Origin of the sequence: Nonomuraea sp. JJY05 (assembly GCF_043496855.1) — a bacterium.
Taxonomy (GTDB): domain Bacteria; phylum Actinomycetota; class Actinomycetes; order Streptosporangiales; family Streptosporangiaceae; genus Nonomuraea.
Genome location: NZ_JBIEIS010000015.1, coordinates 35,334 through 54,918 on the forward strand (window position 1 = coordinate 35,334; position 19,585 = coordinate 54,918).

Consider the following 19,585-nt stretch of genomic DNA (forward strand, 5'->3'; position numbering starts at 1 on the left):
CTCAGCCGGGCCCGCCGGGGGCGTACTCCTGGGGGACGTCGAGGATCCGCAGGACGGCGCAGGCCATGGTGGTGCCGGCGCCCAGCCCGACGAGCAGCATGTAGTCGCCGCGGGCCAGCGCCCCGACGGCCAGCAGGTGGTCGAGGGCGACGAACTGGTCGCTGACCCCGAGGTGCCCGATGCTCGCGCCGTAGTCCCAGGTGGTGTCGGCCAGGGTCAGCCCGAACCAGTTCACCCCCCGGTGCTCCAGGTCGTCCCAGCGCCCGTGGGGGAAGGCCACGCGCGCCACCTCGTCGAGGGTGATCCCCGCCTCCTTGAGCGTGCGGTCGATCAGCCCCATCAGCGTCGTCTGGATCGCCAGCATGACGTCGGCGCCGTCGCGGGCGAACAGCCGCTTGCGGAACTCACGGTTGCGGGCGGCGAAGTCGAGCGGCCGGCCCACGGTCGCGTCCGGCGGGAACATCGGCACGCCGCCGTCGTTGACCGACTCGGCCTCGGGGAGCACGACCACGTTGACCGACCGCAGCTCCGCGAAACCCGTGTCCGTCGTGAGCAGCAGCGCGCACCCGGCGTCGCCCATCACGTTGCCCTCGATCATGCGCCACCGGTCGACCAGCGGGGTGCCGTGGTTGTCGGCGCCGACCAGCAGCGCGCTGCCGCCCGGCCGCAGGTATCCGGCGGCCAGCTGCAGGGCGCTGAAAAACCCGCAGCATCCGTGCCGCAGCTCGACGGACAGGACGTCGCCGCCGATGAGGTGTTGCTGCAGGTAGTACTGCGGCTGCCAGCCCTCCGGCCCCTGGTGCCAGACGTCGGCGTACAGCATGAGGTCCAGGTCTCGCGGTGTCATTCCGCCGGAGCGCTCGAACGCGTGCCGGGCCGCGCGGAGCGCGAGCTCCGGCGCCGGCACGTCGCCGGCCACGGCCGCGCCGCCGAGGCGGAAGTACTCCATCTCGTCGGCCGGGTAGCGGCCCTCGGCGACGGCCGTCTCGACGCTGACGACCGGCGGCAGATGGACGCCGATACTGCGCAGGTAGATGTCGGGTGTGCGCATCCGTCCTCCTTCAGCGGTGCGAAAGGCCGGCGGGCCTCACCGGGGGTCGGCCGTCGCGGCGGGGTGCTCCGGCCCGTCGCGCAGCAGCAGCATCGGATCGCTCAGCTCGTACAGCCCGCACATGGGAGGGCAGGCCTCATAGCCGAGGAGCCGCTGGATGTCCTCGGGGTAGCCGCGGACCGTGTCCAGCGGCAGGGACAGGTAGTGGTTCTCCTCCTGGCGGAGGTTGCCGAGGTCGTAGGCGTACGACAAGCCGGTGCGAGGCGCGTCGGAGGCGTTGACGCCGGCGCCGTGGTAGGTGCTGCCGAGCCACAGCAACGCGGCGCCGGGCCGCATCTCGGCCGGGACCGCCTCGTCGTCGCGGGGCGCCCGCTCGTCGTCCCACCGGTGGCTCCCCGGGATCACGCGGGTGGCGCCGTTACGCGCGGTGAACTCGCTCGCGGCGACCATGACCTGCACCCGGCTCTCCGGACCCGGGTGGGTGCGCAGGTGGGCGGTGTCGTCCCGGTGCAGCCCCTGCATCGGCACGCCGGGCCTGATCTGGATCGCCCGCGATATGCCGAGCTGGATCGTCGGGACCAGCTCCACGCGCTGCTCGCCGAGCCAGGCTTTCACGGGGCGCTGCAGGAAGTGCCGCGCGCCGCCGAGGAGGTGCGGCTGCCGCATGATCGTGATCGAGTGCCGGCTCCGGCGGATCAGTCCCGGCAGGATCCGGGTCTTCTCGCCGACCAGCCGGCCGTCGCCGTCCGCCTGGCGTTCCAGGTCCGGGCCCAGGTCCTCCCACAGGCCGCGGAGCGTGCCGGCGTCGACGAAATCCTCGATGATCACCGCTCCGTCGCGCTCGACCACGTCGATCGCCTCGTCGAGCGGTGCCGACACGGGCAGCGTGGTCAGCTTGGGATCACTCATTCCGAGCCTCCTGTCCGGTCGGGCCGAACCATCGGGTGAGGGCGTCCCGCAGCGACGCCGGGCCGGCGGGCGTGCTCCAGGCGACGAAGCCGTCCGGCCGGATCAGCAGTGCGTCCGCCGGGGCCTCGGCGCATTCGGCCGTGACCACGTCGACCCGGTCGGCCCAGGGTTCGGCGAGCGCGCGCAGCTCGGGGCCGGCACCGAGGTCGAGCAGCAGCGCCCGCCCGGTGCGTTGCAGCTCCGCGAGCCGTACGGGGCCGTCGGCGCACCGCAGCCGCAGGTCCGGGCTGTAGCGCCCGACCAGCGGACCGGTCAGCGACGGGTCGCCCATGTCGTAGCTGATGTGCAGGTCGTCGACCAGGGAGGTGAGCTGCCGGTTCGCCTCGTCGCGGAGCAGCAGCTCCGTGAGCAGCCCGCGCAGCGCGTCGACGTACGGGCCGGGGCGCATCAACGCGATCGAGGCCCGCTGGATCTCCAGCGTCTGCTCGCCGATCGGGTGCCGCTCGGAGGTGTAGGTGTCGAGCAGGTCCTCATGGCACCAGCCGCGCGCGACCGCGGCGAGCTTCCAGCCGACGTTGAGGGCGTCTCCCAGCCCGAGCCGCAGCCCCGGGCCGCTCCAGTGCGAGTGGACGTGCGCCGCGTCGCCGACGAGCAGCACCCGCCCGCTGCGGTACGTCTCGGCCTGCCGCGCGTTGTCGGTGAACCGGGTGATCTTCTTGACCTCGGTGACCGTCACCTTGCTGCCGCTGAGCCGGCGCAACGACTCCTGGAACTCCTCGAGCGTGATGGGGGCGTCCCGGTTCGCCGGCGGGCCGTCGAACTCCAGCGTGATGAACCGGGGCGGTCCCTCCTCGTACACGAGGAGCCCGCCGTCCTTGCGGAACCAGCCGGGGAGATGGAACTCGGGGTCGTCGATCTCGGCGAAGGCGCGGTATCCGGCCGTGACGCCGTCCGTCCCGGGGAAGGCGATGCCCGACAGCTTCCTGACCACGCTCCGGCCGCCGTCGCAGCCGGCGAGCCATTCGGCCTCCATCCGGTACGGCCCGTCCGGACCGTCGACGTCGAGGCACACCCGGTCGTCGTCCTGGACGAGACCGGTGACCGTGTGGCCCCGCCGTACCTCCACGCCCAGGTCCGCCGCGCGCCGCGCCAGGTCCTCCTCCAGGAGCTGCTGGGGCACCAGCAGGTCGGGGGACTCCGGGCGGAGCAGGAACATGGTGGCGAAATGCCGCGCGCCGGGGAACGCCTTGGGGAGCAGGCTGTCCGGCCGCCGCTCCCCCGCGGCGATGCGCTCCTGCTGCTCGGGCGTCAGCGGCGCGGTGGGCGCCTCGGTGACCCCGACCATGAGACCGCGACGGTCCATGATGTCGATGGCCCGTCCGGTGATGCCCTCGGCCTTCGGGCGCCATTCGATCGCGGGCAGTCGTTCGAGCACCACGACCGGGACACCGTGCAGGGCCACCTCGCACGCGAGCATGAGCCCCACCGGTCCCGCGCCGACAACCGCGACCTGCGCATGCACATACGCCATTGACACCTCTGCTGGAGGAGAGAAAGAGACTGCTGAGAGAGCTGCCGGGTCGCCACTGACACCGGCGATACTCACGGCGGTTCGCAACGTGAGTGTTGACAGATGTATGTCCGGGTGGTCAGCGCCGATGCTAATCGGATGATCCATAAATGACTAGTGGTGTCATTTTTCGGACTCACCATGCATAATCGTCAGCGCCGATGATCAACGGCGTGCCGGGCACGCAGGTGGGAGGTTGCCGGATGAGTGATGGTCGGAAGGCCCAACCGTTGGAGACCGACCGGCCCAATCCCTTCGACCCGCCCGTCGAGCTGCGGAAGCGAGCCCCGCTCAGCCGGCTCGCCTATCCTGACGGGCACGTGGGCTGGGTGGCGACCGGGTACGCCGTCACCCGCGCCATCCTGGCGGACCCACGCTTCAGCACCAGGCGCGAGCTGCTGCACCAGCCGGTCGGCCGCGAGCGCGCGCACCAGCGGCCGACACCCGCGGAGCCGGGGATCTTCCCCCACATGGACCCGCCCGAACACACCAGGTACCGCCGCCTGCTGAGCCGCCACTTCGGGTCTCGTCGCGTCGCCGAGCTGACGCCCGCGATCCGGAAGTACACCACGCAGACGCTCGACGCGATGGCGGCCGACGGGCCGGCCGCCGACCTCGTCGCGTCGTTCGCCGTTCCGATTCCGGCGCTCGTCATCTGCGAGCTGCTCGGCGTCCCGGCGCGGGACCGGCACGTGATCCAGGCGGCCACGGGAGTGATGAACGACCTGGACTCCACTCCGGGGCAGACCGCCGAGGCCGTGATGTCGATCACGGAGACGGTACGCGGCCTCCTCAAACGCCTGCGCGCGGGATCCGGCCCGCCGGACGCCGGGCTGCTGGCGCACGCCGTGGCGACCGGCGACCTGAGCGACGACGAACTCACCAACCTCGGGATGGTGCTGCTGGCCACCGGCCATCTGCCCACGTCGAGCATGCTCTCGCTCGCGACGTTCGCGCTGCTGACCGACCCGGCCCAGCGAGCCCGCCTGACCGCGGACCCGGAGCTCGCCGAAGGGGCGGTCGAGGAGCTCCTGCGGTACCTGTCGATCCTCCAGTTCGACGTACGGCGCACCGCGCTGGCCGACGTCGAGATCGGCGGCGAGGTCATCGCGGCCGGCGAGACCGTGGTGCTGGCGCTGCCGGTCGCCAACCGGGATCCGGAACGTTTCCCCGACCCCGACACCCTGGAGGTGGCCCGCTCCACGACCGGGCACCTGGCCTTCGGGCACGGCATCCACCAGTGTCTCGGCCAGCATCTCGCCCGGGCCGAGCTCCGCATCGCGCTGACCGCGCTCTTCGAGCGCTTTCCCGACCTGCGCCTGGCCGTTCCGGTGGCCGAGGTGCCGACCCGCGACCGCATGGCGGTGTACGGGGTGGACCGTCTGCCGGTCACCTGGGGCGCTGCTCCGGCGGACCGCCCGAGCGAAGGGTGATTTCGGATCATGCGTTACAGGACCTTGGGCGACTCCGGCCTGCGGGTGTCGGTGGTCGGCCTGGGCTGCAACAACATCGGCTCGCGGATCGACGTGACCCGTACCAGGCAGGTGGTGGACGCGGCGATCGAGGAGGGCATGACGCTCTTCGACACCGCCGAGGCGTACGGCGCGGTGCACGGCGCCTCCGAGGAGATCCTCGGCGAGGTGCTGGCCGGCCGGCGGGACCAGGTGGTGCTGGCCACCAAGTTCGGCAGGCCCGGCGACCAGGGTGCGGCGTGCGGAACGCCGGGCGGCCGGTCCTACATCCGGCGAGCGGTGGAGGGGTCGCTGCGCCGCCTGCGTACCGACTACATCGACCTCTACCAGTACCACTTCCCCGACGGCGTCACCCCGATCGAGGAGACGCTGGATGCCCTGACCGAGCTGGTGCGCGAGGGCAAGGTGCGCTACCTCGGCAGCTCCAACTTCGCCGGCTGGCAGATCGCCGAGGCCGCGCACGTGGCCCGCGCGAGGGGGGCCGCGCCGTTCGTGTCGGCGCAGAACCACTGGTCGTTGCTGGAGCGTGGCGCCGAACGCGAGGTGGTGCCGGCGGCCCTGCACCACGGGGTCGGCGTGCTGCCGTACTTCCCGCTGGCCCACGGGCTGTTGACGGGCAAGGTGCGACGCGGGCAGGAGCCGCCGGCCGGCAGCCGGCTCGCGGAGCGTCCCCACCTCGTCACGCCGGAGAGGCTGGAGCGGGTGGAGACGCTGACGTCCTGGGCCGAGAAGCACGACCGCTCGCTCCTGGACGTGGCCGTGGGCGCGCTGGCCGCGCTGCCCGGCTGCGGCTCGGTGATCGCCGGTGCGACCGCCCCGGAGCAGGTCCGCGCCAACGCGGCCGCCGGCGGCTGGGAACCGACCGCCGAGGAACTGGCCGAGATCACCGGGCTGGCGCCTGTTTGACGGAAAGGGTCAGGTCGAGCGGCCGCGATTGACCTCGGCGGCCAGGACGCGTGCGGCCTCGCGTACCGCGGCGAGGTTCTTCTTGCCCTGCCGTGATCCGGCCAGCTTGGCCTTGATGTGGTCGCGGACGGTGATCGGTTCGTAGGCCAGCCCTGAGGCGTCATGGTGACTGGCCAGGGTCTCGATGACAGCCTCGGGGTTGCCGTCGTGGAAGTAGGCGGCCGAGCGGCGGCGCTTGATCGTGCCGTCCACGATGGGCGGTTTGACGCGGTGCAGGGTCGACATCCAGCGGTCGTTGGTGAGCCGGGCCGTGAGGTCGCCGAGGTTGACCAGCAGGGCGCCGTCGGCCGGCGCGACGTCGTGCCAGCGTTCGTCCCGGCCGAGGACTTGCAGGCCCGCGACCTGGTCGGCCCACAGGACGGTGACGATCCCGAAGTCGGTGTGCTCCCCCATCCCGGTGAGGTCGCCGTCGAGGGTGACCGTCCCTTCCGGCAGGGCGTAGTTGTTCATCCGCAGCACGTCGATGGAGTGGTCGGTGAGCCGGGCGAAGAACCCGGGGTCCAGGCCGAGGGCGTCGGCGAAGATGCGGGTGAGAGTGCGCGCGACCCGGCCGGCGTGGTCGAAGTACGCCTGGACGGCCTCGGTGAAACCGTCGATACCCGGCCACACGTTGATCCCGTAATCCTCCTCCGACAGCTCCAGCGAGGCGAAGGAGCGGGCCTCCACGCCGACGTTGAAGGCCTCGAAGAAGTCGTTCATGCGGTTGGCCGACTCGACGCCGAGGCTCAGGCTCAGGGACTCGCTCTTGGGCGGGCTGTAGCCGCGGTTGGCGCCCGTGACGCAGTAGGTCCTCTTCGTCTCAAGAGGGAGAGTGAAGAAGGCGTCCATCGCCGAGGCCAGGCCGCAGATCGCCGTGTCCGGGATCGCGTGGCCCAGGATCTGGATGAAGCCGACGCCGGCGCAGGCCTCGTCGATCTCCTGTGCGACCCTGCGGCGTTCGGCCTCCGGCCCTCCCCGAACGTAGGGGGATATGTCGACCGCCGGGACGGTGAAGTCGCTCATGACCGGGCCTTCCGTACGACGGCCGTCCCGGCCTGGAGCGCGGCGACGGGATCGGCCGCCTCGTCCAGCTCGATGAGCACGATGCCGGCGCCGGGCGTGCGGGACATCGCCTCGGCCCACCCCCGCCAGTCCACGATGCCCGTGCCCAACTCGGTCATGTAGGGCTGCTGCTGGGCGAAGACGGTTTCGTCGATGGTGAGTTCGACGTCGATGGGCTTGACCGCGTCCTTCCAGTGCGCCAGTGCGATGCGCTGGGCGTGGCGGCGCGCGACGGCGACGGGATCGCCTCCCCCGAGCGCGATGTGGCAGGAGTCGGGGCAGAGCCACACGTAGCGGGGATCGGTCAGCGCCATGAACAGGTCGATGTCCCGCTCGTACCAGAGGGTGCTGTTGGACTCCGTGTGGAAGGCGAGCTTCACGCCGTGCTGGGTGACCGCCTCGCCGACCACGTGGGCGATGTCGGCCATCCGGGTCATGTACGCGGCGTCGACGAAGAAGGGCGGACGCGTCCCGAACGTCTTGCGCATGGGCAGGCCGGCGACGAGGAGTTCCGCGCCCACGTCGGCGAGGAAGGCGGCGTAGCGCTCGGCGTCGGCGACGATCGCGGGCAGGTTCGCACCGTGCCGCCAGTCGGGTGCCTCGCTCGCGGCCATGAAGGCGCTCACGACGAAGAGGCCCCGGGAGTGGAGCTCACGGCGGAACGACGGCGCGTCGCCGAAGGCCCGCAGGGCCGAGTCGATGTCGCCGGGCGCGAAGGTCAGCTCGATGCCGCTGACACCCGCCTCGGCCAGCGCGTCCAGCACCCGCTCCCAGAACCGGTCAGGGTTGCCGACGGCCCAGTCGCGGAAGGCGTCGGCGGAGTCGAGCCCCCAGAACCGGGGGTGATAGAAGGTGATGATGTCGGTGGCGAAGCGCGGTCCGGCGGTGTCGTCCGGAGTCATTCGGTGCCTCCGCGGGCGTTGTAGACGGTGACGCCGCCGGTGTCGACGGCCTTGCGGTAGTCGCGGAACACGGCGAGCGCCTCGTCCCGGAGCACGTCCCGGGTGACCTGGATGCCACGTGCCTCGAACTGCTCGGCCCAGTCCGCGCCGAGCGGGCCCTCGTCGAACGTGGTGATCTCCTCCAGTTCCGGACCCTCGCCGGCGACCACGAGGCCGCGTACCCCGGACCACATGGCCGCGCCGTAGCACTGGATGCACGGACGCCAGTTCACGACCAGCTCGTGCGCGGGCAGCCCGTCGCCGCCGAGATCCCAGCCGCCCGCCGCCCGCTGGGCGAGTCCGAGCGCGACGACCTCGGCGTGCGCGCTGGAGACGCCGGAGATGAGCACGACGTTCACGCCGACCGAGACGATCCGGCCGGAGTCCGGCTCGGCGACGACTGCGGCGAACGGGCCGCCGTTGCCCTCGCGCCAGTTGCGGTCGGCGAGGCGGTGCACGAGGCGCATCCGCTCGTGCACGTCGGGGATGAGGGCGGGCACGGCGGCCAGCTCGTCGTCGATCCACGCGGGCAGCGCCACGCGGAATTCCTTGGCGATGTCGATCACGATCGTGCTTCCTCTCGGTGTGCGGCCGGCGCGGCGTGTCGTCCTGCGACGGCGCGAGCGGCCCGTACAGCGGTGACCGCGCCGGTCAGGGTGACATTGGCGGCCATCGCGGTGGGGATCACACCGTTGCCGGCAACGTACAGGTTGTCGTAGCCCCACACCCGGCCATCCGGGCCGCACACGCTGGTGTCGTCGTCGGCCAGTCCGGCCCGGACCGTGCCGGTCTGGTGCAGCGACGAGCCGGGCGGCAGCAGCGCGCGCTCGGTGGCGGGGTCGAACGGGCCGAACTCCTCGGCGATCGACCGGACCTCGTCGAGAGCGCGGCCGATCAGCGCGCGGTCGGCGTCGGAGTAGCCGTATTCGACGGTGATCCGCGGCATTCCGGCGAGGTCGGTCTGGGTCTCCGAGAACACGAGCCGGTTCTCGGGGCGGGACTCGACGGGCACGTACAGCGCCAGGCCCACGGAGTACGCCAGGGCGTGACCGTCTTCGTCCACGTACGTGCGGTTCATGACCTGGCCGTGGAACGGCTGTGCCGCCCCGTTCTGGGGCAGCCAGAGCGAGTCCGTGCTGAACTCGCCGGGGCGCGGCAGCGGCAGGGCGCTGAGGTCGAGGCCGAACCGGTCGAGGTCGAGGAGCACCCGGGCGGTGACGAACGCGTGCTCGTTGAGGTAGCGGCCCAGTGCGGCGGGCCGGATGCCTGAGGCGAACAGCAACTGCGGAGTCCGCAGCGCGTCGGCGCACACCACCACGGTCTCCGCCAGGAGCTCCCACTCGGCTCCGTCGGCGACGCGGCGCAGCCGGGCCCCGGCGACCCGCCCGCCCGAGACGAGGAGCGTCGTGACCAGCGTGCCGGTCGTCAGGGTGAATCCCGGGTCCCCGCCCGCCGCGATCGCCGGGAAGATCGTCCCTGGGGACGTGCGCGACATGGGACCCGAAGCCGTCGCGGCGACGGCCATGGGCATCGGCTGCGGTCGCCGGTCGCCCGGTCCGACGCCGTCGAAGCGCCGGCGCAGGACGTCGAGCACCATCCCTCCCACCTCGGTCGGGCCGATCGCGGACGGCGTGACCGCGAGTACCCGGCGGGCGGTGGCCAGGTCCGCCGCCCAGCGGTCCGGGTCGCCGAAGTCGAACACCTCGTCCCCGGCGGGCCATGGCGTCGCGGCGGTCCAGTGCACGCCCATGCCTCCCGCGTTCCACGCGAGCGCGGTCGCCGGCATCGCCTCGGCGTCCTCACCGAAGGCGAGCGCGTGGAACATGCCGGGCGTCAGGCCGGTGAGGCTGTCCGCGACCTCGCGGACCACCTCGGCACCCGTGTACATGCCCTGGATGCCGGTGGCCACCCGCTCGTTGTAGCGCGACCACAGGACCGGGTCGTCGAGGTCGTGCAGGTGCAGGCCGGGGGCCTCCCCGATCGCGCTGCCGCCGTCGACCATCGTGATGTCCAGCGCTGGATCGGCCTCTCGCAGCAGCCGGGCCACGACGGATCCCATGATGCCGCTGCCCACGATGAGGACATCGGTGCAGGGGGTGTCGGTCACAGTGAGACTCCAAGTGGGGAGGGGCGGGTGCTCGTTCCTGATCATGCGCTCGGGGTGAGCGGGCCGAACAGTTCGGTGTCCATCCGGTCGAGGGCCAGCTTGACGGCGCCGACGAGCGGGGCGTCGCGGCCCAGGCCGGTGGCGCGCACCTCGACCGCGGGGGCGCGGGCGTCGCGCAACGCCGTACGCACCCGGGGCAGCAGCACATCGGCCGCGTCTTCCAGGCCGCCGCCGAGCACGATGAGCGAGGGTGCGATGGTCCACGACAAGGTGGTGAGGATCGACGCGATGTTCTCCACGAACTCGTCGACCTCCGCCAGCGCGGTCGCATCACCGGCCCGAGCCGCGTCGAAGCGGCCGAGCGCGACGCTCCGTTCGGCCGGTTCCGGTGAGGTCAGCAGGGCCACCGGACGGTTCTCGATCAAGCCGGTCGGTATCGACCGCGCTTCGACGATCTCACCCGCGGCGCCGTCCAGACCTCGGTGCACGGCTCCGCGGATGAGGATGCCGAGGCCCGCCCGGTTCCCGAGGATCGCCCACACGACGTTGTCGTGGTCACCGGCCACGCCCCGCCAGCGCTCCGCGAGCGCGCCGAGGTTGGTGTCGTTGTCCGCGAACCAGGGCACCCGGATCCGTTGCTTGAGCTGTTCGGGCAGGTGGACGCCTTCCCAGCGGGTCGTGTGCACCAGGCGCCGCACGACACCGTCGTCGTCGATCGCGCCACCGCTGGCGACCGCACCGGCGCGCAGCCGCTCCGGCGACCCGCCCGCGTCGTCGAGCGCCGCCAGCACCAGCGCCGCCGTGTCGTCGAGCGTGGCCTGCGGATCCTGGTAGGCGCGCAGCAGCCGGTGGGCCCGGCCGACGATGCGGCCGCGCACATCGGCGATGACCGCGGACACGTCGGAGGTGGTGATGCAGACGGCCGCCAGCAGCGCGTGCTCGGCCCGCAGTTCGTAGCGGCGGGCGGGGCGCCCGGCGTAGCCGCTGGTCGGCACGCGGTCCAGCTCGGTCACCCAGCCCGCCTCGACGAGCGAGTCCAGGATGAGCTCGATGGTCCGGCGGGACAGTCCGGTCTGCTCGGCGAGCTCGGCCAGCGTCATCGGCCCGGCCGACACGGCCAGCACCCGGAGGGTGACGGAGGTGTTGACGCGCCGGACGGCGCTCTGGTTCATCCCGGGCATCAGCATTCCCGCACCGCCCGTACCACGGGGTCGAACACACCGGTGGTGTCGGCCGCGAGGGCCGCTCCGGGCCGGCCGTATTCGCGCGCCGGATCGCCGAGCGCGCCGGTCGCCCGCGCCCAGGCCGGGTCCTGGCCGCGTACGAATCCGGCCAGATCGGCATGCATCAGCCTGGCCAGTTCGGCGGGCGGGTTCGGCCCGAGCGCCTCGGCGACGCCGGGCGCGTCGAGCACGTCGAAGAAGAACGGGAGGTCGGCGCAGTGCGCGGCCCCGCCGAGCACGGGGGACGGCCATTCGAAGGAGTACAGCCAGGTGCCGGCGACGGCCTGGCGGCGGGCGGTTGCCACGCGCGTACAGCACGAGCGGAACAGGGTGTCCGTCAAGCGGGTGCCCGCCGCGCGGGCGGCGGCTCTCACCTCCGGCTCTACACTGCCGTCGAACTCGTCGCCCGTCGCGCCGAGCAGCACGGGCACGTCGCGCCCATGGGTGGTGAGCCCGTCGGCGATGGGCACCGGCAGGAGGTCGTCGCCGACGCACGGCGCGAGCACGACCCCGCCGCCGCCCTCGTCCCGCAGGTCGATGACCGCCTGCTGGATCTGCTCCACGGTACGGCCGCCGAATCCGGTGCTCGTCGGCGGCACGCCGAGCCTGCGCCCGAGCCGTTCGAGGAGGTCGCGGGCGGCGTCCGTGCCCGCGCCGAAGATGCCGCCGGACAGGCCGGCCGCGCGGTGGAAGCGGCCGCCGCCCGCGGGTGAGGAGAGCAGCGCGAGCACCGCGGCGCCCCCGGCCGACTGGCCGGCGACGGTGACCCGGCCGGGATCGCCGCCGAAAGCGGCGATGTTCTCCTGCACCCAGTCCAGGGCGAGCAGCAGGTCGCGCAGCCCGAGGTTCGGGAGAACGCCGTCCAGCGGGGCGAATCCGTCGACACCCAGCCGGTAGCCGACGGTGACGCAGACGATGCCGTCACGGGCGAAGGCGCGGCCGTCGTACCACGGGCTGGCGGGGCTCCCGGCCAGGAAACCTCCGCCGTGGATCCACACCATGACGGGGAAGGGCCCGCGGTCGTCGTCGGCTGCCGGGGCTACGATGCCGAGGTTCAGCACGTCGTCGCCCGGTATCGACGGCTCCGGGATGGTCGTCGTGGCGAACAGCGGCACGCGCTGCGAAGTGGCGCCGTGCCGGGAGGCGTCGAACGGCTCCGGGAGCCGGCCGCGCGGGACCGGCGGGGCGAACCGCCGCTCGCCGATGGGTGCTTCGGCGTAGGGGATGCCGAGGAAGCGCCGTACCCGGCCGGCGCGGCGGCCGATGATCGTGCCCGCGGGAGCGTGAACCGTGACCGGCTCGCCGGGCGCATCGAATGAGTCCATCCGATCATCCAACACGGCTCACCGCATCCCCGTTCCGGCGACGCCCTGGACGAAGTAGCGCTGCAGGAACAGGAAGAGCACCAGCACGGGAAGCATCACGACGATCGCACCCGCGAGGAGCAGCCCGTAGTCGGTGACGTGCGACGCGGCCTGACTGGTGGCGGCGAGGCCGACCGGGAGCGTGTAACTCGACATGCTCTGAGCGACGATGAGCGGCCAGATGAAGTTGTTCCACGAGGCGAGGAACGACATGATCGTGATCGTCGCGACAGCGGGGCCGGCCAGCGGCAGGAAGATCCGGAAGAAGATCCGGAACTCGCCGGCGCCGTCGATGCGGGCCGCTTCGAGCAGTTCGCCGGGGATCGACATCGCGTACTGCCGCATGATGAAGACCGACATCGGCATCGCCACGCCGGGCAGCGCGATGCCGGCGAGGGTGTCCGCCAGGCCCATGTCGACAGTGATCACGAACTGCGTGACGAACACCGCGGTGAACGGCACCATCATCGCCGCCATGACGGCGCCGAAGGCGAGCCGCTTGCCCGCGAAGTCGAGCTTGGCGAGCGCGTAGCCGGCGGCCGAGGCCGCCACGATGTTGCCGGCCACGACGATGATCGCGACCACGATGCTGTTGGCCAGGTACCCGCCGAAGCCCTCGGTGGCGAACAGCCGGCTGAAATTGCCGAGGGTGACCTGGTGCGGAAGCCAGGCGCCGGGGTCGGAGCGGATCTCGTCGAGGCCGCGCAGCGAACCGCTGATCACCCAGACGAACGGAAGCATGGTGAGCAGCGCGCACAGCGCCAGCGCGCCGTACAGCAGGGGTCGAGTGATGGACCGGCGGCGCACGGCGACCCGGGCGCTGATCATTTCGGTGTCCCGCACCGTGGCGACGGTGCTCATGCGCGGGGCCTCAGCAGCCGGAACTGGACGACGCTCACCAGCATCACCAGGACGAGCATCACGAAGGACGCGGCCGAGGACGTCCCGAGCGCCCCGGACCCGAACTGGTGGTAGGTGTACAGCGCCACCGACTCCGTGGAGCCCAGCGGGCCGCCGTTCGTCAGCAGGTACGGCTCGTCGAACACCTGGAGGTAGAAGACGGTCAGCAGCACCGACACCATGAGCGTGGTGGGCAGCAGCAGCGGCAGGGTGATGTGCCTCAGCTGCCGCCACCGGCCGGCCCCGTCGAGGGCGGCGGCCTCGTACACGTCCTGCGGAACCGCCTGCAGACCCGCGAGGAACAGCACCATCGCGGTGCCGAAGTTGCGCCAGACGCCGAGCAGGATGACCACGGGCATGGCCAGGTTGGGGTCGTCCAGCCAGTTGGGTCCGGCGAAGCCGACGGCGCCGAGCACCTTGTTGACGGTGCCGTCGGCGTTGAAGGCGTACTGCCAGATCAGCGCGACCGCGACGATGTTGGTGACGACCGGCGCGAAGAAGACGACGCGGAACATGCCGCGCAGCCGCCTGATGCCGGTGTTGAGCGCGAAGGCCAGCGCGAATCCGATCCCCATGGTCAGCGGCACGCCGACCACCACGAAGAGCGCGGTGTTGAGGATGTCCCGCAGAAAGCTTTCGTCCTGGAAAAGGCGGAGATAGTTGTCCAGGCCGGCGAAGTCGACGGCGAACGGATTGCGCAGATCCGTACCCCGCAGGTCGGTGAGGCTGAACCCGAGCGCGGCGACGGCGGGGATGGCCGTGTAGAGCAGGAACACGAGGGCGAACGGTGCGAGGAACAGCCAGGCGACACCTGTGCGGCGGGAGCCCCGCGGTGCTTTCGGGACGGCGGTGGTGGTCATGCGGGAATCACCGCGTACCCGTGCCGAGGCTCTGGGCGTACGCCTGGGCGCTCGCGGCGGCCTTCTCGGCGCTGCCCTTGCCCTTGGCCACCGCTTCCATCTCCTTGCCCAGCCGGGTCGCGACCTGCTGCCACGTGCTCACCTGCGGGAACGCCCGGGTGTTCTTCAGCTGGGTCAGGAACGCGTCCAGGAGCGGCTGGCCCTTGATGGCCGGGTCCTCCCAGGCGGACATGACGGCCGGCAGCGAGCTGTACGCCTTGTACTGCGCGACCTGGGTGCCCGGCTGCGAGATGTACCGGACGAGCTTCCACGCCGCGCTCGCGTTCCCGCTGGTGGCGAGCACGCCCCAGCTGCCGCCCGCGGAGAAGGAGCCGCTGCCCGACGGCCCGGCCGGCAGCGGCGCGGTCGCGACGTGGGACGCCGTCCAGCCGGCCTTCTTCGCGGCGGTGTCGAGCTGCCCGATGACCCACGGGCCCGTGATCATGCAGGCGGTCTTGCCGTCGACGAAGTACGGCTGCGAGTCCAGGAACGTGGGCCCGCTGGTGTCGGCGACGCCCGAGGTGAAGAACGACGCGTTGTACTTGAGCGCGTCGACCATCGCCGGGGTGTCGAGCGTCCACTTGCCGTCGGAGGAGAGCAGCGAGCCGCCCGCCTGCCAGGCGTACATGGCGACGTCCTGGCCGTTGAAGATGTCCCACCCGATGTCGGCTCCGAGGCCGCGCCCGGCGCCGGCGCCCTGGAGGGCCTTGAGGAACGGCACCATGCCCTCCCACGTGGCCGGCGCCTTGACGCCCGCCTTCTCCGCCAGGTCGGAGCGGTAGACGAGCGCGTAGGTGTAGGCGTACCAGGGCACCGTGTAGGCGACGTTCTTGACCACGCCCGCGTCCCAGAGGCTCTTGAAGAAACCGCCCGGGTCGACGAGGCCGTCCGGAACGGGCTGGAGGATCGACGGATCGAGGAACTGCGCCTGCGACTCGGGGAAGAACTGGGCGACATCGGGCCCCTTGCCCGCCGCGATCGCCGACTGGAGCTTGGTGTAGTACTCGGCGTTGGGGATCAGCGTGAACTTCACGGTGACGTCCGGGTTCGCGGCCTTGAAGGGCTGGATGACCTTCTCGAGCACGTCGGCATCGCCCTGGGCGGCCCAGACATTGATGGTGCCGGTGGCCGGGGACTGGTCGACGGGCTTGGCGGTGCCTGTCGCGGCAGTGCCGTCACTGCGACCGCAGCCTGCCAGGGAGAGGGTGCAGCTGAGAGCTATGCCGGCGGTCAGCCGTAGGGCACCGCGTCGGGAGAGGTTGGACACTCTGGGCTCCTGTCACACGAAGGCGCTGATCGCAGTGCGGGGGGATTTCCGGCGAAAGTAGCTTTTTTGATCAGAGGGGCCGGATGGCGCCTATGCAGCTGTTAAGGACGGTAGGTATGGCGTGTTTCGGCTGTGCAGCGAGCCCGTCACGGAACAATTTCGGAACTTGTAGCAAAATAGGTTGATCACGCTCGGTGGCAGCCGCCCTTCGCTCGCCGCCCTGGTCGATCCGGGGGTGCCGCATGAAGGACGATCAGCGACGAGCGCCGAGATCACATCGAGTGACGGCCGACGGCTCGCCACCGAGGGCGCCGAGCAGAACGGTCAGGCTCCACGGGGATGGCGCCGGTACAGCACGCAGAACTCGTTGCCCTCAGGATCGGCCAGCACGACGAAGCCCTCGTCGCCGCTCTGACCGACGTCCACCCGCCGGGCGCCCAACCCGACCAGCCGCTCCACCTCGGCCTCCACGTCGCCGCCATCGGGCACGTGCAGGTCCGGGTGGTTGCGGTTCTTGGCGCGCTTGGGATCGTCGGTCGGCTGCAGCCAGACCGTGAGCGATCCCGGCGGCGCGTCCTCGGGAGGCCAAAGGTGCGGCGCCTCGCCGTCGTGCTCGATCTCGTAGCCCAGTGCCGCCGACCAGAACGCCGCCATCTTCCGGGTGTCGTGCACGTCGAGCGTCCATTGCGCGAACCGGCTCGTCACAGTAGCCCCTCCTAGGATTTGGGTGCCGTACCGGCACCGGCATGCTGTCGCGTGATCGCAGAATCGGGGACGGCCATCACGAAACCGCTCGCCGGGCGGGCGGGGATGCGCCGCAGGGAGATGGACAGGTCCTGTCGCGGCACGTCGTACTCCAGCCGGGCGAGCCGTACCGCCAATGTCTGCAGCAGCGCGATCGTGAGGTCTTCTCCCGGGCACCGGTGGCCGCCTGCCGGATCCCCGCCACCCTGCGGGGTCAGGTCGAAGGCGCCGATCCGGCGGCCGGCGAACCGGCCGGGGTCGAAGGCGTAGGGCTCTTCCCACAGCCCGGGATCGTGGTTCTGCCCGTAGACGTCCAGCAGCACCAGACAGCCGGCGGGAATGCGCTCCCCCGCCCACGACAGCTCGCGGACCGCCCTGCCCGCGACGAAGGGCGCGAACGGATAGAAGCGGCGGACCTCGTACGCGAACGGATAGAAGCGGCGGACCTCGTACGCGAACGCTTCGGCGAAGGCCGGATCGCCGCTCCGCAACGCGGCACGGTGCTCGGGCCCGCGGTGCAGCGCATGGGCCGCGAACGTCACGAACCAGCACACGGCCACAGCCGGGCGGATGACGTTGAGCACCTCCACCGCCGCCACCCGCGGGTCGAGCAGCTTGCCGTCGGCGTCACGGTGACCCGAGACCACATCGAGGGCCGAGCCCTTCGCCACCGTCACGGCGCCGCCGCGTACCTGCCGGCTTCGGGCCCACGCGTCGACCGCCTCGTCCCAGCATTCGGTGGCATGCGTCACCAGAGAGGGGACACCCGCGCCGGTCAACAGCGACATGAACATCGCCTTGCGTACCCGGTGGCGGTCAGCGTCCAGGGTGTGCACGGCCCCGTGCCCCAGCAACGTGCTCTTGACGGGCTCGGGCACGGCCGCATGCCGGCGGACGTGGTCTTCGTCATAGAAGAACCGCGCCGTCTCCGGTCCGCACAGGCCCACGGCCCGTCGCCCCATCAACCTCGTGTGCACGACCTGGCCGGACGCGCGCCGCCGCAGGGCGGGCAACCAACCGTAGCCCTCGAACAGCAAGAACAGCGTGTCACCCCGGACGAACATGGGATCGGCCCTGCCCGGACTATCACCGGCGAAACCGTCGCGCCTCGGCCGCCGGCGGCGCGGACCGCGTGGCCGGGACTATGGCAGCTCTTCCTGACCTCCTCGGTGCACGACGGGCAGCGCGGCTACAGCGGCTACCTGCTGTCGGAGCACCTGCTGGCCAGCCTGCGCCGCATCGCCCTGGGCAGCCTGTACGGCATCGCGCTGGGCATCGGCCATGGAACACCGCCTCGTCCCCGCGCTGGTCCTCTCTCTGACGCTGGCCGCGCGCTCCAGCGGCACCGGCGCCGCCCCCGCAGCCGCGCCCAACGCCGACGGGAGCCCCAAGGAGCTGCGCATCGGCTACCAGCTCATCCCGAACGGCGACCTGATCGTCAAGGACCAGCGATGGCTGGAGCAGGCGCGCTGCCCAACACCAAGGTCAGCTGGGTCAAGTTCGACTCCGGCGGTGACGTGAACACCGCGATGGTCGCCGGGAGCATCGACATCGGCCTGGCCGGCAGCAGCCCGGTCACCCGCGGCCTGTCCGCGCCGCTGAACATCCCCTACCAGGTGCCGTGGATCTTCGACGTCATCGGCGAGAACGAGGCGCTCGTGGCCCGCCAGGCCGCCTGGACGCGCGGCGACATCGACGCCGCCTACGTCTGGACGCCGGTGCTCGGCGAGCTGTGCAAGACCGGCAAGGTGCTCGCGACCAGCGAGGAGCTGGCCGCCAAGGGCAAACCGCCGACCTGGCCGTCGTTCGCACCCAGTTCGCCACGACATACCCGAATGCGCTGCGGACCTGGCTGCAGCAGCAGGACCGGGCGGTCAAGCTGGTACGCGCGGACAAGGCGGCGGCAGCCGCGGCCGTCGGTCACCAGCTCAACCTCAACCCGGCGCAGGCGGCCGAGCAGATCGACGAGCTGATCCCGCTGGACGGCAAGGAGCAGGCCGCTCCCGGCTACCTCGGCACGCCGGAGCGGCCCGGCGCGCTCGCCGAGAACCTGCACAGCGCCGCCGAGTTCCTCAAGGCGCAGAACAAGCTGCCGGCCGTCCCCGCGCTGTCGGCGTCCCAGAAGGGCTCGGCCACCAAGGGCCTGCGCGATGCCTTCGCGGGGTGAGGCGCTCGCCCCGGCGCGGACGGCCGCGGCGGCACGCGCCCGACCCGTACCCCATCCGGACTTCTCCGCCCTGCGCGAGAGCGTGGCGGCCGCCGTACGGCAGGCCGCCTCCGACCCCGAGGTGGACTGACGCGCCTCCCGCTGACACCATCTGAACCAGTGTCAAGCGGTACGATCGACGCATGACCATGCCTGACGCGGACGACACCCTGCGGGCGTTCCCGTTCATCGGCGGACGCCCCTGCCTCGACTTCGTCGCCACGCTCGGCAAACGCCACTCGGTGCCCGTCGAGCGGCTGCCCGACCCCGCCGCCTTCGGCCGCTGGATCGTCGAGGCCGGGCTGCAGCCCGAGGAGCCGATGGTCTCGCTGGAGGCGCTGGCCGCGGCCCGGACGCTGCGCGAGGCGCTCTACCGGCTCCTGGCCTGCGCGAGGAACGGCCGGAGCCCTGACCCGGCCGACCTCGCCGAGATCAACCGGGCCGCCGCGCGCCCGGATCTCGCACCCCAGCTCGCGCCCAGCGGCACGGTTGTGCGCACACAGACGGGCGACGTCGCCTCCGCGGTGCTGGCGACCATCTCCCGCGACGCGGTGCTGCTGGTCGGCGGCCCGCTCATGGACCGGGTCAAGGAGTGCGAGAACGACGACTGTTCGCTGCTGTTCCTCGACGATTCGCAGGCGCGACGACGGCGCTGGTGCTCCATGGAACGCTGCGGGAACCTCGCGAAGATCGCCGGCTACCGTTCACGCAACCGGGACTCCCGCCGCAACCCCTGAACGCCCGGTACGAGCATCCCTCTGCGCTGGGAGAATCCGCTGCGGCTCGCCGAAGACCTGGCCACGGTGGACGTGCTGTCCGGGGGCCGCAGGGACCGGCGCGGGTGATGTTCGCGCCCGACCTCGCCACCAGGCTGGGCCCCGAGCTCGGCCGGCGGCCCCGGCGCTGGAGGGCCGCAAGCCATGCA

20 protein-coding genes are annotated in these 19,585 nt (G+C 71.7%); 6 read left to right on the plus strand and 14 right to left on the minus strand.

What is annotated here, in order from left to right; translation table 11 throughout:
- Position 1: 1 nt before the first annotated feature.
- The 3 genes from ACFKCF_RS24410 to ACFKCF_RS24420 are packed head-to-tail and all read right to left on the minus strand — an operon-like array spanning position 2 to position 3,491.
- Positions 2-1,051 (minus strand): ketoacyl-ACP synthase III family protein, encoded by a 1,050-nt coding sequence (locus tag ACFKCF_RS24410; RefSeq protein WP_394496960.1) that lies wholly within the window; start codon positions 1,049-1,051, stop codon positions 2-4.
- A gap of 36 nt (positions 1,052-1,087) precedes the next feature.
- Positions 1,088-1,960, minus strand: a complete 873-nt coding sequence (locus ACFKCF_RS24415; RefSeq protein WP_394496961.1) for a phytanoyl-CoA dioxygenase family protein — start codon at positions 1,958-1,960, stop codon at positions 1,088-1,090.
- Positions 1,953-3,491 carry an FAD-dependent monooxygenase gene (locus ACFKCF_RS24420; protein ID WP_394496963.1) on the minus strand — a complete coding sequence of 513 codons (1,539 nt, stop codon included), beginning with the start codon at positions 3,489-3,491 and terminating at the stop codon, positions 1,953-1,955. Before ACFKCF_RS24420 ends, ACFKCF_RS24415 begins: the two co-directional genes overlap by 8 nt.
- Before the next feature lie 242 nt (positions 3,492-3,733).
- On the opposite strand from ACFKCF_RS24420, the gene ACFKCF_RS24425 reads away from it, so the two are divergent.
- Positions 3,734-4,963, plus strand: a complete 1,230-nt coding sequence (locus ACFKCF_RS24425) for a cytochrome P450 (RefSeq protein ID WP_394496964.1) — start codon at positions 3,734-3,736, stop codon at positions 4,961-4,963.
- A gap of 9 nt (positions 4,964-4,972) precedes the next feature.
- A complete protein-coding gene (locus ACFKCF_RS24430) occupies positions 4,973-5,908 on the plus strand; it encodes an aldo/keto reductase (protein WP_394496965.1) in 936 nt (311 codons plus the stop codon).
- Between the two features lie 9 nt (positions 5,909-5,917).
- On the opposite strand, the gene ACFKCF_RS24435 is transcribed toward ACFKCF_RS24430, so the two are convergent.
- From ACFKCF_RS24435 to ACFKCF_RS24485, 11 genes are all read right to left on the minus strand, one after another.
- Entirely contained in the window at positions 5,918-6,970 is a 1,053-nt protein-coding gene (locus ACFKCF_RS24435; protein WP_394496967.1) for an isopenicillin N synthase family dioxygenase, read from the minus strand.
- Entirely contained in the window at positions 6,967-7,911 is a 945-nt protein-coding gene (locus ACFKCF_RS24440; protein ID WP_394496968.1) for a sugar phosphate isomerase/epimerase family protein, read from the minus strand. Before ACFKCF_RS24440 ends, ACFKCF_RS24435 begins: the two co-directional genes overlap by 4 nt.
- On the minus strand, positions 7,908-8,516 hold the full coding sequence (locus tag ACFKCF_RS24445; protein WP_394496971.1) for a hypothetical protein: 609 nt from the start codon (positions 8,514-8,516) through the stop codon (positions 7,908-7,910). Before ACFKCF_RS24445 ends, ACFKCF_RS24440 begins: the two co-directional genes overlap by 4 nt.
- Entirely contained in the window at positions 8,513-10,057 is a 1,545-nt protein-coding gene (locus ACFKCF_RS24450; protein WP_394496973.1) for a GMC oxidoreductase, read from the minus strand. Before ACFKCF_RS24450 ends, ACFKCF_RS24445 begins: the two co-directional genes overlap by 4 nt.
- A gap of 41 nt (positions 10,058-10,098) precedes the next feature.
- Positions 10,099-11,229 (minus strand): ROK family protein, encoded by a 1,131-nt coding sequence (locus tag ACFKCF_RS24455; RefSeq protein ID WP_394496975.1) that lies wholly within the window; start codon positions 11,227-11,229, stop codon positions 10,099-10,101.
- A gap of 8 nt (positions 11,230-11,237) precedes the next feature.
- The gene (locus ACFKCF_RS24460) at positions 11,238-12,605 is read right to left on the minus strand and encodes a carboxylesterase family protein (RefSeq protein WP_394496978.1); all 1,368 of its coding nucleotides are present in this window, start codon (positions 12,603-12,605) and stop codon (positions 11,238-11,240) included.
- 18 nt (positions 12,606-12,623) lie between these two features.
- Positions 12,624-13,505 carry a carbohydrate ABC transporter permease gene (locus tag ACFKCF_RS24465; RefSeq protein WP_394496979.1) on the minus strand — a complete coding sequence of 294 codons (882 nt, stop codon included), beginning with the start codon at positions 13,503-13,505 and terminating at the stop codon, positions 12,624-12,626.
- Positions 13,502-14,404, minus strand: coding sequence for a carbohydrate ABC transporter permease (locus ACFKCF_RS24470; protein WP_394496982.1), 903 nt, complete (start codon positions 14,402-14,404; stop codon positions 13,502-13,504). The genes ACFKCF_RS24465 and ACFKCF_RS24470 overlap by 4 nt, the downstream gene beginning before the upstream one ends.
- A 7-nt stretch (positions 14,405-14,411) precedes the next feature.
- Positions 14,412-15,710 carry an extracellular solute-binding protein gene (locus tag ACFKCF_RS24475; RefSeq protein WP_394496984.1) on the minus strand — a complete coding sequence of 433 codons (1,299 nt, stop codon included), beginning with the start codon at positions 15,708-15,710 and terminating at the stop codon, positions 14,412-14,414.
- Positions 15,711-16,034: 324 nt separating this feature from the next.
- Positions 16,035-16,415, minus strand: a complete 381-nt coding sequence (locus tag ACFKCF_RS24480; RefSeq protein WP_394496986.1) for a VOC family protein — start codon at positions 16,413-16,415, stop codon at positions 16,035-16,037.
- An 11-nt stretch (positions 16,416-16,426) separates the two neighbouring features.
- On the minus strand, positions 16,427-17,518 hold the full coding sequence (locus tag ACFKCF_RS24485; RefSeq protein WP_394496987.1) for a cytochrome P450: 1,092 nt from the start codon (positions 17,516-17,518) through the stop codon (positions 16,427-16,429).
- Between the two features lie 217 nt (positions 17,519-17,735).
- On the opposite strand from ACFKCF_RS24485, the gene ACFKCF_RS24490 reads away from it, so the two are divergent.
- From ACFKCF_RS24490 to ACFKCF_RS24505, 4 genes are all read left to right on the plus strand, one after another.
- Positions 17,736-17,975, plus strand: coding sequence for a hypothetical protein (locus ACFKCF_RS24490; RefSeq protein WP_394496990.1), 240 nt, complete (start codon positions 17,736-17,738; stop codon positions 17,973-17,975).
- Between the two features lie 211 nt (positions 17,976-18,186).
- Positions 18,187-18,621 (plus strand): hypothetical protein, encoded by a 435-nt coding sequence (locus ACFKCF_RS24495; protein ID WP_394496992.1) that lies wholly within the window; start codon positions 18,187-18,189, stop codon positions 18,619-18,621.
- A complete protein-coding gene (locus tag ACFKCF_RS24500; RefSeq protein ID WP_394496995.1) occupies positions 18,605-18,751 on the plus strand; it encodes a hypothetical protein in 147 nt (48 codons plus the stop codon). Before ACFKCF_RS24495 ends, ACFKCF_RS24500 begins: the two co-directional genes overlap by 17 nt.
- Positions 18,752-18,803: 52 nt before the next feature.
- Positions 18,804-19,397, plus strand: coding sequence for a CGNR zinc finger domain-containing protein (locus ACFKCF_RS24505; protein ID WP_394496997.1), 594 nt, complete (start codon positions 18,804-18,806; stop codon positions 19,395-19,397).
- The last annotated feature ends 188 nt before the right edge of the window (positions 19,398-19,585 follow it).